Genomic DNA, 14,827 nt, shown 5'->3' on the forward strand with positions numbered 1-14,827 from the left:
CGAAGCGGCAGTCCCGCGCGTTGTACTTGGTCGGTGCCATGTCTCCTCCGTGGCATGACGAAGAGCCCGGGCGCCGGTCGGCGGCGGGCTGAAGTGTGGAAGGGGGGTCAGGCGCGGTGCGCCGTCGGGTTGCGGATCTCCATGCGGAAGTTCGCCACGTGCTCGTGCCGGGCGTTCTGGTCGACGCCGAGGGAGCCCACGCCGCCGGACAGTGCCACCGCGAGGATCAGCGTCGTGCCGTCCGGCAGGACGACCGGGCCGAGGCCGTGCAGCTCCGACCGGATCCGCGAGCACAGGGCGCGGGAGATCCGTGGGTCGCGGGTGCCGCGGACGCGCACCTGCATGCGGGGCTCGTCGTACGGCAGCAGCGAGTCGGGCTCGGTGCCGTCGTCGTACAGCGTCAGCACGACAACGGTGTCCGGCGCACTCGGCATGGACTCCAAGAAGCAGTTGCCCGTGGTGCCGGTCGGGTCGTACTGGACGATGCCGCGCTGCGCGAGGTGCTGCGCGATGCCGTCGAGGAGGTCAGCCACGTAGCCACCTCCTCAGCGACACCTGCATGAGCCGCAGCACCACGGCCCGCTCGCGATTCATCGGGATTTCCAGGTACTTCGCCGACCTGCCGGGGGCATGCCGCCAGGTCAGCTCCTCGTGTTGCCGCACGGCATAAATGGTGTCGAAGGTGATCATGCCATCCAACTCGGAGATCATGTTGACTCGGCCGGAGCGCTCCAGGGTGCCCTCGTCGAGCGGCACCAACTTCCTGGCCTCGCCCAGAACGTGCTCCAGGCCGCGTTCGACCCCCTCGCCCGCGAGCCGGCGCCCGCGCGACGTCCACTGGCGGCGGGCATCACCCGGCCGGAACCGCGTGTACTGCGGCAAGCCGATCACCTCCTACAGCAGTTGAACTTCCAGGTGGGACGGAACCGGCAGCCCGCCGCCGTCCCTGCGGAGCGCGGCGATGACGGTCGTCTGCCGGCCCGAGGGCAGGGTCACGCGGGACTCCGCCGGGCACACGGTGGTGTCGAGCTGGGCGTAGAAGGTTGCCGAGGAGACGACCTCCTGCCCGTCTGGGCGGCGCACGGTCCGCGTCTGGTCGTCGAGGAAGCACCGCACCTGCACGGCCGGCCCGTACTGCGGCCCGTACGCGCTGTCCCCTTTATACGGCTCCACCGTGACCGTGTGCTGGAGCAGCCAACCGGGGACCCTCACGAGACCACCAGCCCGATCGTGAGGATGTCCGGGGTGAGGTCGGGCGACCGCAGGTGATCCCAGACAGCCGGCGCGATCTGCCGCCCCGGGCTGTCCTCGGCGGACGTCGCGGTCAGGGACCGGCCGAGCCGCACGGAGCCGATCTCCACGTTGCCCCAGCCGACGCCGGCCGCGCCGGTCGTGTCCCCGACCTCCTCGCCCCACTCGGCCTGCGCGCACGTCGCGTCGGCGAAGGCGCTGCGCACGAGCGGGTTGCTGGGGTAGCCGTCCGGGTCCGTCTCGTACCAGCACAGCCGGAACACCCGGGACTCCAGCAGCCGCGATGCGTACGCCAGCAGCCGGCCGACGTCGGCGGGAGCGGGGCTGCCGGTGTACTGCTCGTACTGGGCGCTGGTGGCGTAGATCCGAGCCACCGCCACCACCCCCTTCAGGCGCTGGTGCCGATGATGACGATGTCGTACGTGACGCTGCTGCCGGCCGCGCTGTTGGCGACCTTCAGCAGGTCCCCGGTGCCGGCCGCCACGGCGTAGGCGGTCGCGTCCGTCGCTCCGGCCATGACGCCCACGGTCGCACCGGGGCGCAGCGTGATCGTCCCGGTCGCGCCGAGGAGGGTGGACCACGCGTTCGCGGTCGCATTCCCGACGACGACGTTGTTCGCGTTGGCCGACGCGGCGCTGACGAAGATCCCCTTCACCTTCACGAAGGTGATCGCCGCCCCGAAGGCGTCCGTGAGCACCCCCGCCAGGTCCAGGTCTTCGCTCGCGCTGGCCGCCAGGGTCCTCCTGTCGTGGAACACCCGATCAGCCATGCCCGCCGCAGTACCGGACTCCAGGTGCACACCACGGCGCCAGTCCAGCGGGTCGACCACGACGGTCAGGTCCTGCGCGCGAGTCTGCCGGACGCCGACGCTCATTCCGAAGTCACTGACCACCGGCACCAGAACCACCTCCTGACTTCCTCGGCGCGCGCTTCGTCTTCAGCTCCGCGGGCTCGTCGGCGCGCCGCCACCCGGACGCCGGATCTGCGGCCAGCGCGGCGTACCGCTCCGCCTCCTCCGACCCGGGTACCGGCTGCACCCGCTCCGCGATGTGCGGCCCTGAACCGCGCTCATAGGTGGGCATCGGCGTCACACCTTCAGTCCGGTCATGACCGCGTGGGCGCGCTCGTTGCCGAACTTCAGGCCGACCTCGCCGTAGAGCTGGGACTGGTCGGACGCGCCAGTCTTGGCCAGGGCCTCCTCGAAGAAGACGCCCTTGCCCGGGACGTTAAGAAACACCGGCATCAGCTGCTCCAGCGACGCGGCGATGATCACGTCTTGGGGGACGTGCCGGTCCATCATCACGTTCAGGGTCCCGAAGTCCGTCACCACGGTGGTCACGTTCACGCCGCCGACCGTCCGCGAGGTCTCGTGGTACTGGCCGTACGCGCTGGCGTAGGCGGTCGTGACGGCGCGCTTCTGCGCCGAGTTCACCAGCAGCGTCGCGGTGTGCTGCTCGCTGATGCCGCCGTTGTCGTAGGCGAGCTGGAGCAGGTCGTTGACGTGCCCCGAGGTGAGGGCGGTCGCCCACGGCTTCGTGAACGCCAGCCCGGTCGCGGTGCCGAGGGTGATCGGCGACCCGCCCGCGCTCGTAGAGACCTTGAAGGTATCCGTTGTGATCTGGTCGACGTAGTACGTGCGGCCGGCGACGATGCCGCTGGCGGCCCCGGTCGCGGTGAACACGACCTTGTCGCCGTCCACGAGGCCGTGAGCGGTGGAGGTGATGGTGTCCGTCGCGCTGGTAGCGCCGGTGACGCTGGTGCCCTTCGCGATCCGGTTGGTGGTGATCGCGGCGAGGAGACCCTTGGTCTGCCGCGCTGTGGCGTTCGTGGTCGGCTTGACGTAGGAGCCGTTGATGAAGGACCAGTTGACGTCCAGCGCCATCTGCTTCAGCATCTGCTCGATCTGCCAGTCCAGCTCGTTGGTGATCGGGTTGGAGCCGCCGCCGTGGTTGTACGGCGCGGACTGCGGCGAGGCGACCTGCCCGATCGCGGCCTGCTTCGTGTACGAGACGCTGACCTGTTCCTGGTGGATCTGCACGACGTTCGTCACGTTGCCCCGGACCCGCGCTTCGGCGGTCGGGGCGGTCGCGCCTTCGACGCGGGTGCGCTGGCCGGGGTCTCGGAGGTCGTAGCTCTCCCACTCGAACTCGGTTGCGGTGGTCATGCCACCGCCGGTCAGGCCGCCGATGGCCGACAGCAGGGGGGTGTCCTCCGGGGTGAGCGCGAAGAGTTCGTTGGTGTAGTTGGGGAGGTTGAAGGTGGTGCCCATCCCGGTGATCTGTCCGGCCATGGGTGCTCCTTAGGTCGTCTGTGCGGCCTTCTGCCGCTTGAGGGCGATCGCGCGCCGCATGTCTCCCTTGGACAGGGCTTCGGCGATCTGCTTGTCGATGGAGGGCTGGTCGCCGGAGCCTCCGGCGCCGAGGTCCCCGCCCGAGCGGCCAGCGCGCGCTGGGGCGAGCTTGGCGAGCTTCTTCACCGCGGCCTCGATGGCCTTGGTGTCCACCTCGCCGTCGTCGCCGACGAACTGCTTCGTGTCGATGAGGGCGGCGGCGTCGCCGAGGTCGAGCCCGGCGCGAGCAGCGGCAGCCTCGAAGGAGACGGCGGCCAACTTGGCGCCGTACTCGGTGGCGGCGGCCGTGCGGCCCTCCGTCCGAGCGGCGTCAACGGCCTTCTCCTGCTCGGTCATCGCGGCCTTGCGGTGCTTCTCCAGCTCGGTGGCCGCGTTGCTGTTCTCCTTGGCGCGCTTCTCCCACTGGCGGGCCATGGCCTTCCAGTCGGTGCTGTCACCGCTGTCGGCGGCGGGAGCCGGAGGCGCGGGTACGGGTGCGGGGGTGGTGGATGCGTCGCCGCCCGCGCTGCTGCCACCCGCGGTGGGCTCGGCGGCGGACGGAGGGGGAGGGGTGGACATGGAAGCTCCCGTTTCGGGATGGCCCGGTGCCGTGCGGCCCCGGGCATGCGAAAGGCCCCGCCGATGGACGGGGCCCGGATGGTGGTGCGGTCAGTGAAGGTCGATACAGGGCCGGTCGGTGGCCTGTGGGGAGACGCGGTCCGCCGGGCCGTACTGCTGCTCGGCGTCCGCCCGCGCGCCTGCCATCTGCTGCTCCAAGGCGGCCCGGTCGGCAGGGGACAGTGCCTTGAGGGCGGCCAGGCGCTCGCGCAAGGGCATGGCGCGCAGGGTGTCCGGGGTGATCACGGGGCCTCCCTGAGCAGTCCGAGCCGCCGGAACGCGGCGTCGAGGGCATCGGCGATGGGGGCGAAGTCGTCGGGTTCCCAGTATCGGGGGTAGCCGTCGACCAAGCCAGTTCCGGCGATCACCTGTTCGCCGTTCGCCGGGTCCCGAGCCACCTCCAGGGCGGACAGGAGACGGCGGTCGCCGGACCGTAGCGCGATCCACTGCGCGTAGGCCCGGCCGAACGCTTCTCTCGGGCTGGCGAGGTAGTCGATGTACTGGTGGTCCACGTCGAGCGTGTACCGGGTGCCGTCAGCACGGACGCGGTCCACGAGCGGGGACCCGTTGTCCAGGGTCCGCAGGAAGTCCAGCATGCCGGCCTGCTCGCTATCCTGGACGGCGGTCCACCATGCATGGAGGGGGCCGCCCGGGCGGATCGCCTCGTCGGTGAAGAACGCCTGGCCGCCGGGGCCGAGTCCGGCATGGTCGAGGAAGTGTCCCAGCTCGTGAGCTGCGGTCAGGGCCGGGGCCTGGCCGTCGGGGTTCAGGGTGATCCGACGGCCGGTGTAGGCGCCCTGGTAGCCGGGTCGGGTCTCTGCTTCCAGCGGGATCGGGCGCATCCCGGGCGGGATGGTGTGGACGCGGTCGATCGCGGCGAGCGCGCCGGCCATGGCCGAGCCTGCGGGAGTCTCCGGATCGGCACCGGTCACCAGGTCGGTGGCCAGGGCCGCTGTCCGGTCGGAAGGGATGCCCTGGTCTTCGTCTGCGGGCTGCTCGGGCCCAGTTCGGTCCGCTGCTTGGGTTGGGGCCGCGGTCTGGATCTGCTCGCGCTCCGGTTTCCTGCGCAGGTCGTCGTGTGCGGCTACGTGCTCGCGCATCTGGGTCTGCCAGTACCGCACCTTGGCCTGCGCCCGGCCGCGGGTCTTGTCGTCCATAGCGACGGAGGTCCGGCGCTTCCAGTGGCGAATGTGACGTTCAATCTCGCGCTGCCGCTGAGTGTCTGCGTAGGTCGTGCCGGGGGTGGGGTGGTGCGGAGGCCGGGTCGTCACGCCGGGGAAGTAGGCGGCCAGGGAATGACGGCAGTTGGGATGCATGAGCCCTGCCGCCCGCGCCTCCAGCAGACTCCCGGCCACGTGCACCACGACCGTCGGGGTGCGGCGCAGCAGGCGGCGTTCCGTCGGGGCGGCGTGCGGGGCGCGGATCGTCTGGGGCCCGCCGGGCCCGGACAGGGTGAGGACCTCGCCCTCCCACGGTGCGCACCGCTCGCACTCCAGCGGGGCGTCGCTGACGATGACCAATCCGACCCCGAGTTGGGCGAGGGCGTCGGTGTGGCCTTCGACGGCGGCGCGCGCCGTCACGCTGCGCATCGCCATCTCCGCGTAGGACGCCATGTCCCAGCCCCGGCCGGCGCTGTCCACGAACCCAGTGATCCCGCGCCGCGCAAAAGCGTCGAGGGCCCGCTGGCTGGCCTGTCTGCGGGTGATGCCGGTCAGCAGTTGCGTGCTGGCCGCCGTGGCGGTGATGCGCCGGTACGTGTCCGTCACGGCCCGGGTGATCCGGGCGTACACCGGTCGGGTGTCGTCCGCCATCGACGCGGCGAGGCGATCGACTGAGGGCGCGTTCGGTAGCGCCGTGCGGGCCGCCAGTTCGCGGCCGATGTCGAGCGCGCCGAGTTCAGCGACGGCAGCTTGCCGGCCGCGGCCGTACGCCTCGATCAAGGCCCGCCGTACGGCGCCGTTGGTGTCGGTCTCCAGCGCGCGGGCGATCTCCTCGACCGCGTTGCGGAGGTTGCCGAGCGCGGCGAGCTTGAGTTCCGCCCACTGCGGCGACTCGATGTCGGCCGCGAGCGCAGCGGCCAGCTTCTCCAGAAGCGCGGCCTCGGCGTCCTGATACAGCAGGGACACCTCACGGGCCAGATCCTCCGCCATCGCTGGGGACACCGGCATCCGGCACCCCCTCAGCTCCGGTCAGGGTCGGGTCCGCCACGGCGCGCCCGGACTCCCTGAGGATCGCGGCCACCTCGGCGTCGACCTGCGTGTCGTCCCAGGTCGGATGCTGCATCCGCACCAGCGTTTCCGTGGACGCGGCTTCAGCGCGGCGCAGCAACTCGCCCGTGGTGGCCAGCTCTACCGGGCCCTCGGTGATGCCGTCCTGGAGTTCCACCTGCGGCGGCTCCAGATCGAGGCCGGTCACGTGGAACCGGAAGCCAGACAGCACCGCCAGGTACGCGCCGACGATGTCCGAGGTGCCGGGAGCCCAGTACAAGCCCTTGCGGCCAGCGGTACCCAGGGAGCGCCGGTTGCGGGCGCGGATCTCCGTCGCGGTAACCGCCTGCCCGTCGGGCTGGCCGAAGGTGCTGGCTGAGTAGCCTGCGAGCTGCACAGCTTCGTCTCGGAGCGCGGCGCAGGTCTCCTTGTGCTCCTGGACGCGGATGGCGAACTGGACCACCGTGATCGGGTCGGCGTCGCCCGCGCGGGGGAGCATGTTGAGCCCGGTGAAGATCCGCCGCTCCTCGTCCCAGGTGGCGCCCTTGCCGGGCCCCGCGGACTGAAGCAGGGAGTCCGCCACGATGACGCGGCCCTTACCGTTCTGGATGTCCCGCATCCAGGAGCTGTAGGTCTCGTCCAGAGCGTCGAAGATGGACTCGATGCCCTGGAAGTCCGATTGCCCGAGGTAGGCGGCGCTCGGTATGTGTCGCCAGCCACGCGCGGGGCGGACGTTGGGCACGTAGGCGGCGGTTAGATGCTGCGGTGCGCCCGTGTCGAGGCCGCCTTCGGCGTCGACTTCGGCGGCGAGGGGCGCGGTCGCCGGATGGTCCGCGAGCGGCCGGGGCGTGCCGAGGCTGGTGAGGCCGCCTTCGTAGAGGCCGTGGTAGATCCGGCCCTTCTCGTGGCGCTCCAGGTGCCGGAACACGCGCTGGTCGGTAGAGCTGTCGTTGGGGAGCACGGTCCAGAACGTCACGGCCGTGAGCCGGCCGTAGCGGAACTCGGGGACGGCGCGGTCACCGGCGACGACATCGATCCACGGCCGGTCGGCCACTGTGTCGTCCCAGACGACCCGCAGGTAGGCGCCACCGAGCGCAGCGCACACCTCGCCGGCTTCGAGGAGAGTGGGGTGGAGCCCGCCTTCGGTGAGCTGGTCCAGTTGCTTCTGGGTCTTGTCGTGGGCGCTGAACAGCTTCGGGGGCTCGGAGAACAGCAGCTCGCTGCTCGCGCGGGCGATGTCGCCTGCGAGCGGCACGTGCAACTTGCTGCGCTTCTCGCCGGCCGTGGTCGGCTGGCCCCAGAACCAGCGGGCTAGCCGGCCGCGCCACCCGTGCGCGTACTGCGCCGGGCGGTTGGGCGGACCCTCCGTCCGGTAGCCGCGGTCTTCGTACCGCTGCTCCAGCCGGTCCGGGTCAGCCGAGTACCAGGCGTCCCAGTCGGCGAGGGCGACCTGGACGCGGGTGTCGATCTGGGGCCAGGGGGTGTCAGCCGTCGGCAGCGGCATCAGGCACCTCCTGGGGGTCCTCAAGGGCGTCGGCGGCGTCCCGGAGGAAGCCGACGAGCTGCGCGCGGATATGGGGCTCGTCGATGGAGTCGAGGACGATCCAGCCGACGTCGAAGGGGCGGGTGTCGCCGACCTGGAGCCGAACGGCGAGCGGCGGGAGGATCACGCGGCCACCTCCAGGAGGGTTGGGATGTGGGGGCGCCACAGGGCCTCGGTCGTGCGGATGCCGTAGCGGAGGGCGTCGCACGAGTGATCTTCCAGCTTGATCGGAGCGTCCTCGCCTTTCTCTGCCTTCTCGTCGTCCCAGGAGTAGCCAGGGAGCTCGTCGATGAGGCCAGCACAGGAGCGGTGGACGCGCAGTCGGTCGGCGGCGAAGAGGGACGCGATCGTCCGGATTCCGTCCAGCACCGTGTTGTCGGCGGGCATGACACCGGACACCTTGTCCCGGTGCAGCTGCTCGATGAAGGACGCCGCCGAGGGGTCGACAATGGTCCACGGCGGTTGGACGCCGAGGATGTTCGTGCCCGGCTGTGCCACGCCCTGAAGCCACCGTCGGCGCGCTGCGGAGTACTCGGCGTCCGTCATCTGCCTGCGCGCGGCGCGGGAGTCGTGCCGGTACTCGGAGACGACATAGATACGGCCGTCGTTCCCAAGGCCGATCAACAAGTCCGCGAAGGGGTTGACCGTGCCGTAGTCCACGCTGTCGCAGAGCCATTGGGTGATCGGAGGTACTTCGTCCACCACGTGGATCGCGGGGTCGAAGGCCTCGTAGATCGCGCCTTCGCTCATCACCCAGTGGCCGAGGATGTAGCGCCGGTACCAGAGCCCGGTGAACGCCTTCTTCATGCGGGCGACGTACTCGGCCGAGAGAGCCGGGTTGTCGTCCAGGGTGAAGTGCCAGGACCGAATGCCCAGATCGTCGGCCCGGTTCAGCCACTCCTTCTTGGCCCAGTGTCCCGGGTTGTCAGGGTTTGTGGTCGCGAAGATCTTCGCACCCTCGACCGACTGTCGGTCCACGAGGCGTTTGAAGAACTCCTTCGGTATCAGGGTCAGCTCGTCCACATAGGCGCCCGCGCCCGTGAGTCCACGTAGACGCCCCTCGGCCTTGGCGTCGTTCGCCGTGACGATCTCGACCTGTCGACCCAGGATCGAAGCCGAGGAGGCGCCGCGGGTGTACGTCACCAGCTTCGCCGCAGGCCCCATCACCGAGGGGTCGGTGAGGGGGCCGAAGACGTTGCGGCTGACGGTGTCGAACGTCTTGCCGACGATGATCAAGTCGCCGCCGGGTGCCGCGTTGTAGACGTACTCCATCCAGCGGAGCAGCGAGCCGACTGTCTTGCCGCTCCGGATTGAGCCTTCCCAGACGTTCAGCCAGGCGTTGGAGTGGGCGATGGAGATCTCTTGCTTCTCGGAGAGGCGTGGTTCACCCGTCGCCATGTCGGTCTCGCAGCCGGTCGAAGAGCGACGTGAGGAGCGAGCCGACCTCCTCGGCGCTGTCGCTGTCCTTCGGCGGCACGAGGCGTACGGATTGGGCTGCTGCGGTGGTGGCGGCGGCCATGAGGGCACGCTTGTCGGCCGCGATGGGTTCGGGGAGGTCGCGGGAGTTGTAGGTGTTGTCCTTGCCGCCGAAGGAGTGGATGGTGGCGGGCTCCCAGACTTGTGCGGAGAGGCGTAGGGCGTCGTCGGTGAGGGCGTCGGCGAGGATGGCGCGCTTCTCGGCGAGCTGCGCCATGCGGTGCTTGGTGGCGACTTCGGTCGCGGTGATGTCGAAGACGAGGCCCATCTCCGCAGCGATGACGCTGACGGTGCGGGTGCCGCGGTTGAGCCGCCTTGCGATCTCGTTGCGGCCGTGCCCTTGGGCGTGGAGGTCGCGGATGCTGCGGCGGTCGTCGTCGGTGACGGGCCGGTGTTGGTTCTTGCCCACGCGGCGCACCTCCCGGGGCATGAGGAAGCCCCCGCGGCGGGCGGGGGCTGGTGTGGCTACTGCTGGTGGGGTGGCCCGGAGGCTCCTGGCGGGGGCTGCTGGGGGCCTCCGGGCGTCTGGGGGTTGGGCCATGCCTGCTGTTGCGGCTGTTGGGCCCAACTGGGTTGGCCGTACCCCTGTGGCTGCTGGTGCTGTTGTTGGGGTGGGTAGCCGTAGCCGGGTTGCCCGTAGGGCTGCTGTCCGTACGGCTGGCCTGGGGGGACCTGTTGGGGCGGGTAGCCCTGCTGCTGCGGCGGCTGGTACATCGGCGCGGTGGTGACGGTCTTGCGTCCCATGGCGGCTGCGATGGGCCATCCGGTGATCGCCCAGAGTCCGCAGGTGACGATCGACAGGATGATGTGCAGGGTGTGGTTCGCGCCGCGCTTTTGGACGTATCTCTGCTGATGCATGGTGTGTGCCCCCAGATGCGTGTTGGGGGCATCGTGACATGCAGGTGCGTGGCGTGTGAGGGGAATGCGAAGACCGGACGCCGTGGCTGGTTTCGGGCGCGCGAGTACCGCGCAGGGTCAGGATGCCTGATCGGCCACGGGGTGCGCAACCACACAGTTGCGCCCCGCCGCTGGGGGTGGAAGCGGCGGGGCACGGGGTCCGAGCGCTGCGCCCAGCCAGAGGCGCGGGTGTGGACGTCTCCGACGGTACGTGCAGCCACTGACAGCGGGCGGTCAGCGTCGCGGGTAGTACTCGGCGAAGTCGTCAGCGAGGCGGAGCAGCGTTGCGGCGTGGTCGCGGAGTTGCTGCGCCCAGGAGTGGGCTGTTGCGGTGGGTATCGCAACGTGCGACGGCCGGGCCGCGTCGAGTTGCGCGACGGCGGTGTCCAGGTCGCGCATCGCGTTGCAGGCCTCTTCAGCGCGTCGGGCGAGGGCGTTGCGGGCGGGTTGCGGTGCGGCCGGTTGTGCCTGGTCGGGGCGTTGCTCGGCGTTGCTCTTCAGGGCGCGGACGTCGCGGTGCACGGTGTACTTCGAGACGTTGAGCTGGCGGGCGATGGTGGCTTGTGCAACGCCGTCGGCGAGGAGTTGCGCAACGCGGTCGCGGCGGTCGCGGACCTCCGTTGCGGCGTTGCGGCTACGGTTCGTGGTGGCCATGGCGGGGTGTTGCTCCCGTGGTGGTTGGGGCCCGCCCGACGTCCGGGGCCGGGCGGGCCGTTGTCGTGTTCAGGCGGCTGCGGGCGCGGCGGTGCGTGCTGAGCACCAGCCGCAGCGGATCACCGGGGGTTGTCCGTCGCCGCCGTCGAGGAGGAGTTCGCCGCCGCAGGCGCAGTGGCGTCCGGTGGGGATGGTGCGGCGGCTGGTGCCGAGGGCGTGGGTGAGGCGGGCGGCGGCGTGTTCGGCGACGTGGGCGATGCGGTCGCGCTGGGGGCCGGTGAGGGCCGTGCAGGGGCCGGGGGCGCCGACGATGCGGGCGTGGAGCCACTGTGCGGCTGCGGGGGCGGTGCGGGTGCCGGTGTACTGCCAGCGGGCGGGGTCGGCCCGGTCGGCGGCGGCAAGTTGGTTGCGGCGGTCGCGGTCGGCGGCCGGCCAGGACGCGGGCGCGTCGCTCATCGGGGTGCGCTGGACGGCGGCGGCGATCTGGTCGGCGGTCTCGACGAGGGCGACGGTGATGGTGCGGATGGTGTCGATGATGTGGAGGCGGACGGGGGCGCTGCGGTCGGCGGGGTCGTACTCCTCGACGGTGCGCAGGTAGGTCTGGAGGGAGGAGGGCGGCCATGCGTCGTGCGGGCGGGTGGTGCGCTGCTGGAGAAGGTCGGGCCAGTGGGCGATCACGGTCTGAAGCTGCTGCGCGGTCGGCGTGGTGGTGTGCATGGTGCGCTCCGTGCGGTGGTGGCGGGTACGGTGGTCGCACCGTGTGGGGCGCCCGGGCTTGGTCGGCTGATGGGCGCCCCTTCGTCGTGCTCGGGGTCAGACGGGCGTCTCGTCGGGTTCGGGGCCGGTGCGGGGTAGGTCGAGATCGCCACGGAGGCGCCGCAGTCGGTGCCAGGGCATGCAGCGGTGTTTGGCGGCCTGCTGGACGGTGGTGTCGGCGCTGGTGTGGGCGGCGGCGAGGAGGCGGAGCCAGTCCGAGTCGATCCAGACGGTGGAGCCGTGGGTGCACAGCCTCGGGGGCCGGTCCTTGCTGGGCGGGCAGCCGAGTTCGATGAGGGGGTACGAGTAGCGGCCGATGACGAGGTCGCAGTTTGCGTGCTCGGGGATCTGGTCGCGGATGGCGTCCTCGGCGTCTTCGGGCTGGTGGTAGCTGCTGCTGGTGGTGATGGCGGGGTCGTGGGAGAGGCAGAGGATGCGGTAGGTGCTGCTCACGGTTGGTCCTTCGGCTGCTCGTCGAGGGCGTCCTCGATGGCGCGTTGGATGTCGTCGGGGCAGAGGTGGTCGTGTCCGGGGTGGGGCTCGGGCTCGCAGAGCTGCTGGATGGTGCCGCGGACGCGGTTGATGGCGGCTTCGGCAGCCTCGGCGCGGGCCCGCAGGGTCTCGGTGCGTCGGGCAAGGAGCTGCTTGGTCTGAGTGGTGACGGCGTCGGAGATGTTGGCGGCGCGCTCGGCCTTCTCGGCGCGGGCGGTGGCCTTCTCCAGCTCGGCGGCGCGGACTTCGGCGGTCTCGGTGCGGCGGTGGAGGGTGGCGAGCTGCCGGTAGAGGTGGTCGAGGGCGTCGTCGGTGATGGTGTCGGCGGTGTGCCGGGTGCGGGTCACGTTGGGGCTCCTGGTGGTCGTGTGCGGGCGTTCGGCGGGCGTGGTGGTCGCGGGGGCCGCTGTACGGGTGTTCGGCCCGTGGGCGGGCGTACAGCGGCCCCAGCGGGGCATCAGCGCGGCTTGCGGCTGTCGATGTCGGCGACCCACGCGGCGCAGACCGCGGCGACCTGGACCAGCGCGGCGCGCAGCCGGGCACGGTCCCGCTCGGCATTGACCTGCGCGACCACCTTGGCCAGCACGTCGGCCCACGTGCCGTAGCCGGACCCGAATGCCGCGTGGCACCAGGCGCGCGCGGACTCGGCCGACTTCTGGTCCTCGACGTTGCCGGTCCCGTCCTGGTGCCGCTGCTCCCCGTACTTGGCGATCTGCCGCTGCCGCTCTTGGTCGATGTCGACGGCCAGGGCGGCGAGTCCCGGGGTTCGCGGGAGGACGTTCCGCCCGATCCACGCGGAGGCCCGGACGGTCAGCTCGGCGGTCAGGCGGTCGGTGCCGCCGGGGCCGAGGTGGATAGGCGTGGAACGGACGGTGTCGGCGATGAGAGCGGCCAGCGGCGCGAGGGCGGCGGTCTGGTCGGGGTCGAGGGTGCGTTCGGGTGTGGCGGGCTCGGGCATCAGGTGCTCCTTCGGGCGCGTGCGGCGCGGAACCGGGTGACGGCGGCGGTCAGGCGGCGGGGGTGATCTGCCAGCCGCTGCTGGCGAGGTAGAGGCCGACGCGGTGGGTGGTCTGGTCGTGGTCTTCGGCGAGGAGGTGGGCGTCTTCGACGGCGGCGTGGATGGTGGCGAGCGCGGCGTCTGGGAAGAGCAGCTGCTGCCCGGGGCCGGGCTTGGCGGATACTTCGGGGCGCGCCGAAGGCGGCGTGGTCTGCTGGGTGTTGCGGGCGCAGGTGGGGCCGATGCCGCGGGCGGCGGTGGCTGGTGTGCGGAGGCGGCGTCCGCAGACGCGGCAGCGGATCACTCTTCGGCGCTCCAGTCGATGGACTCCCAGCCGTCGGTCGGTTCGGCGAACCGGAGGCGCCTGTCGACGGCCCGGTGCAGGCCGACGTCTTCGCGGTGCAGGAGGAATCTGCAGGCCCGGCAGGGCAGATGGCGGCTGAGCGGGATCCACTGGCTGGCACGACAGCTGAGGCAGGTCGTGAAGTAGGCGCTGGGCCCGTAGGCCGTTTCCCAGTTGGCGTACCCGTGGCGGGTACGGCGGGGCCCGGCGTCACGGAGGGGTTCGCGGCCGATGAGTACGAGTTCGCCTTCAGGCCACCGGCTGGAGCTGTGGGAGGCGCGCTCGCGGGCGTGTTCGTACGCCTTCTCGATCCTGGGCACGTTGGGGCCTTTGACCTCGATCCAGGTGCCGAGCTGGGGCAGCCAGAAGTCGGGTATGTAGGTGGCCCCCGAGGGCAGGGTGATCGTCTCGGGCTCGTACTCCCAGGCGATTTTGTTGAGGTTGAGGGTCTGGGCCCATTCCGCTTCGAGGCGGGAGCGGAAGGTGACGCCGTCGTAGGGGGTGGGGACGGCTTCAAGGTGAGGTTCGGGATCGGTCATGCTGCGTTCCTGTTCTGGCGTCGTCGGTCGTCGCCGGTCATGGCGACGACGGTGGTGTCCTCGGAGAGGCGGGAGACGATGCGGTCGCCGAGGGCAGCGGTGAGGTCGCGGGCGCCGCTGGCTCGGGCGGGGAGGTTGGAGGTGTAGATCGTCGGCCTGCACGAGTTGTAGCGCTCGTTGATGAGCCGGTAGGTGACCTCCTCGGTCCACTCGCTGGCCTTGGCGGAGCCGAGGTCGTCGAGGAGGAGCAGCGGGACGCGGGCGAGGCGCCGCAGCTCCTCTTCGGCGCCGCGCTCGCTGCCCTTGGGGCGGAGGAGGCCGTACATGTCGGCGGCGGTGGTGGCGCGGATCTCGTAGGTGGTGGGGCCGGCGGCGGCGATGTGGCGGAGGGCGCCGTATGCCTGGTGGGTTTTCCCGGTGCCGGTGGTGCCGGTCAGCAACAGGGAGCCGGCGGTGGTGGGGTCGGCGGCTACGCGGTCGGCCCACTGCTGGACGGAGGGGTGCACGGCATCGGCTTTCTGGTAGCGGGGTGGGGTGGCGGTGTGCCAGCGGGCGAGGGCCCATTCGGCGCGGCGTGCTTGGTGGTAGGCGGGGTGGCCGGGTTCGTCGGGCGACGGGCCGTCGGCGATGGGGCCGGGGGCGATGTCGTTCATGCCGCGTTGGGCGAGGCCGGCTCGGAGGCGGGCCATTGCGGCGGCGTTGTCGAGGACGATCGGGTCGGCCAT

At 71.1% G+C, this 14,827-nt stretch carries 23 protein-coding genes; all 23 read right to left on the reverse strand.

Features of this window, described 5'->3' with window-relative positions; all coding sequences use genetic code 11:
* Positions 1-107: 107 nt before the first annotated feature.
* The 23 genes from ABZ842_RS32125 to ABZ842_RS32235 all read right to left on the reverse strand — a co-directional run bounded on the left by ABZ842_RS32125 (position 108) and on the right by ABZ842_RS32235 (position 14,827).
* Entirely contained in the window at positions 108-533 is a 426-nt protein-coding gene (locus tag ABZ842_RS32125; RefSeq protein ID WP_361544826.1) for a minor capsid protein, read from the reverse strand.
* Positions 526-882 carry a hypothetical protein gene (locus ABZ842_RS32130; RefSeq protein ID WP_361544829.1) on the reverse strand — a complete coding sequence of 119 codons (357 nt, stop codon included), beginning with the start codon at positions 880-882 and terminating at the stop codon, positions 526-528. Before ABZ842_RS32130 ends, ABZ842_RS32125 begins: the two co-directional genes overlap by 8 nt.
* A 12-nt stretch (positions 883-894) precedes the next feature.
* Positions 895-1,212, reverse strand: a complete 318-nt coding sequence (locus tag ABZ842_RS32135; RefSeq protein WP_361544832.1) for a hypothetical protein — start codon at positions 1,210-1,212, stop codon at positions 895-897.
* Positions 1,209-1,625, reverse strand: coding sequence for a hypothetical protein (locus ABZ842_RS32140; protein WP_361544835.1), 417 nt, complete (start codon positions 1,623-1,625; stop codon positions 1,209-1,211). The genes ABZ842_RS32135 and ABZ842_RS32140 overlap by 4 nt, the downstream gene beginning before the upstream one ends.
* A 14-nt stretch (positions 1,626-1,639) precedes the next feature.
* The gene (locus tag ABZ842_RS32145) at positions 1,640-2,149 is read right to left on the reverse strand and encodes a hypothetical protein (RefSeq protein WP_361544838.1); all 510 of its coding nucleotides are present in this window, start codon (positions 2,147-2,149) and stop codon (positions 1,640-1,642) included.
* A complete protein-coding gene (locus ABZ842_RS32150) occupies positions 2,133-2,333 on the reverse strand; it encodes a hypothetical protein (RefSeq protein ID WP_361544841.1) in 201 nt (66 codons plus the stop codon). The genes ABZ842_RS32145 and ABZ842_RS32150 overlap by 17 nt, the downstream gene beginning before the upstream one ends.
* Positions 2,334-2,338: 5 nt before the next feature.
* Positions 2,339-3,541: a DUF5309 family protein gene (locus ABZ842_RS32155; protein WP_361544844.1), complete on the reverse strand. Its 1,203-nt coding sequence runs from the start codon at positions 3,539-3,541 to the stop codon at positions 2,339-2,341.
* 9 nt (positions 3,542-3,550) lie between these two features.
* The gene (locus ABZ842_RS32160) at positions 3,551-4,159 is read right to left on the reverse strand and encodes a hypothetical protein (protein ID WP_361544847.1); all 609 of its coding nucleotides are present in this window, start codon (positions 4,157-4,159) and stop codon (positions 3,551-3,553) included.
* Between the two features lie 90 nt (positions 4,160-4,249).
* Positions 4,250-4,444, reverse strand: coding sequence for a hypothetical protein (locus tag ABZ842_RS32165; protein WP_361544850.1), 195 nt, complete (start codon positions 4,442-4,444; stop codon positions 4,250-4,252).
* Entirely contained in the window at positions 4,441-6,366 is a 1,926-nt protein-coding gene (locus tag ABZ842_RS32170; protein WP_361544852.1) for a phage minor capsid protein, read from the reverse strand. The genes ABZ842_RS32165 and ABZ842_RS32170 overlap by 4 nt, the downstream gene beginning before the upstream one ends.
* Positions 6,326-7,909 (reverse strand): capsid protein, encoded by a 1,584-nt coding sequence (locus ABZ842_RS32175; RefSeq protein ID WP_361544854.1) that lies wholly within the window; start codon positions 7,907-7,909, stop codon positions 6,326-6,328. Before ABZ842_RS32175 ends, ABZ842_RS32170 begins: the two co-directional genes overlap by 41 nt.
* The gene (locus ABZ842_RS32180) at positions 7,890-8,075 is read right to left on the reverse strand and encodes a hypothetical protein (protein WP_361544857.1); all 186 of its coding nucleotides are present in this window, start codon (positions 8,073-8,075) and stop codon (positions 7,890-7,892) included. Before ABZ842_RS32180 ends, ABZ842_RS32175 begins: the two co-directional genes overlap by 20 nt.
* The gene (locus tag ABZ842_RS32185; RefSeq protein WP_361544859.1) at positions 8,072-9,346 is read right to left on the reverse strand and encodes a PBSX family phage terminase large subunit; all 1,275 of its coding nucleotides are present in this window, start codon (positions 9,344-9,346) and stop codon (positions 8,072-8,074) included. Before ABZ842_RS32185 ends, ABZ842_RS32180 begins: the two co-directional genes overlap by 4 nt.
* Complete coding sequence (locus ABZ842_RS32190) at positions 9,333-9,833, reverse strand: helix-turn-helix domain-containing protein (RefSeq protein ID WP_361544862.1); 501 nt, start codon at positions 9,831-9,833, stop codon at positions 9,333-9,335. Before ABZ842_RS32190 ends, ABZ842_RS32185 begins: the two co-directional genes overlap by 14 nt.
* A gap of 56 nt (positions 9,834-9,889) precedes the next feature.
* Entirely contained in the window at positions 9,890-10,282 is a 393-nt protein-coding gene (locus tag ABZ842_RS32195; protein ID WP_361544865.1) for a hypothetical protein, read from the reverse strand.
* Between the two features lie 273 nt (positions 10,283-10,555).
* A complete protein-coding gene (locus tag ABZ842_RS32200; protein WP_361544868.1) occupies positions 10,556-10,975 on the reverse strand; it encodes an HTH domain-containing protein in 420 nt (139 codons plus the stop codon).
* Positions 10,976-11,044: 69 nt separating this feature from the next.
* The gene (locus ABZ842_RS32205; protein WP_361544871.1) at positions 11,045-11,692 is read right to left on the reverse strand and encodes a hypothetical protein; all 648 of its coding nucleotides are present in this window, start codon (positions 11,690-11,692) and stop codon (positions 11,045-11,047) included.
* A 96-nt stretch (positions 11,693-11,788) separates the two neighbouring features.
* On the reverse strand, positions 11,789-12,184 hold the full coding sequence (locus ABZ842_RS32210; protein WP_361544874.1) for a hypothetical protein: 396 nt from the start codon (positions 12,182-12,184) through the stop codon (positions 11,789-11,791).
* Positions 12,181-12,570, reverse strand: coding sequence for a hypothetical protein (locus ABZ842_RS32215; protein ID WP_361544877.1), 390 nt, complete (start codon positions 12,568-12,570; stop codon positions 12,181-12,183). Before ABZ842_RS32215 ends, ABZ842_RS32210 begins: the two co-directional genes overlap by 4 nt.
* A gap of 110 nt (positions 12,571-12,680) precedes the next feature.
* Positions 12,681-13,181 carry an NUDIX hydrolase gene (locus ABZ842_RS32220; protein WP_361544880.1) on the reverse strand — a complete coding sequence of 167 codons (501 nt, stop codon included), beginning with the start codon at positions 13,179-13,181 and terminating at the stop codon, positions 12,681-12,683.
* A 49-nt stretch (positions 13,182-13,230) separates the two neighbouring features.
* Positions 13,231-13,524 (reverse strand): DUF6011 domain-containing protein, encoded by a 294-nt coding sequence (locus tag ABZ842_RS32225; protein WP_361544883.1) that lies wholly within the window; start codon positions 13,522-13,524, stop codon positions 13,231-13,233.
* The gene (locus ABZ842_RS32230; protein WP_361544886.1) at positions 13,521-14,102 is read right to left on the reverse strand and encodes a hypothetical protein; all 582 of its coding nucleotides are present in this window, start codon (positions 14,100-14,102) and stop codon (positions 13,521-13,523) included. The genes ABZ842_RS32225 and ABZ842_RS32230 overlap by 4 nt, the downstream gene beginning before the upstream one ends.
* Complete coding sequence (locus ABZ842_RS32235) at positions 14,099-14,827, reverse strand: ATP-binding protein (protein ID WP_361544889.1); 729 nt, start codon at positions 14,825-14,827, stop codon at positions 14,099-14,101. The genes ABZ842_RS32230 and ABZ842_RS32235 overlap by 4 nt, the downstream gene beginning before the upstream one ends.

It is taken from the genome of Streptomyces sp. NPDC047315 (assembly GCF_040643215.1).
GTDB lineage: Bacteria > Actinomycetota > Actinomycetes > Streptomycetales > Streptomycetaceae > Streptomyces.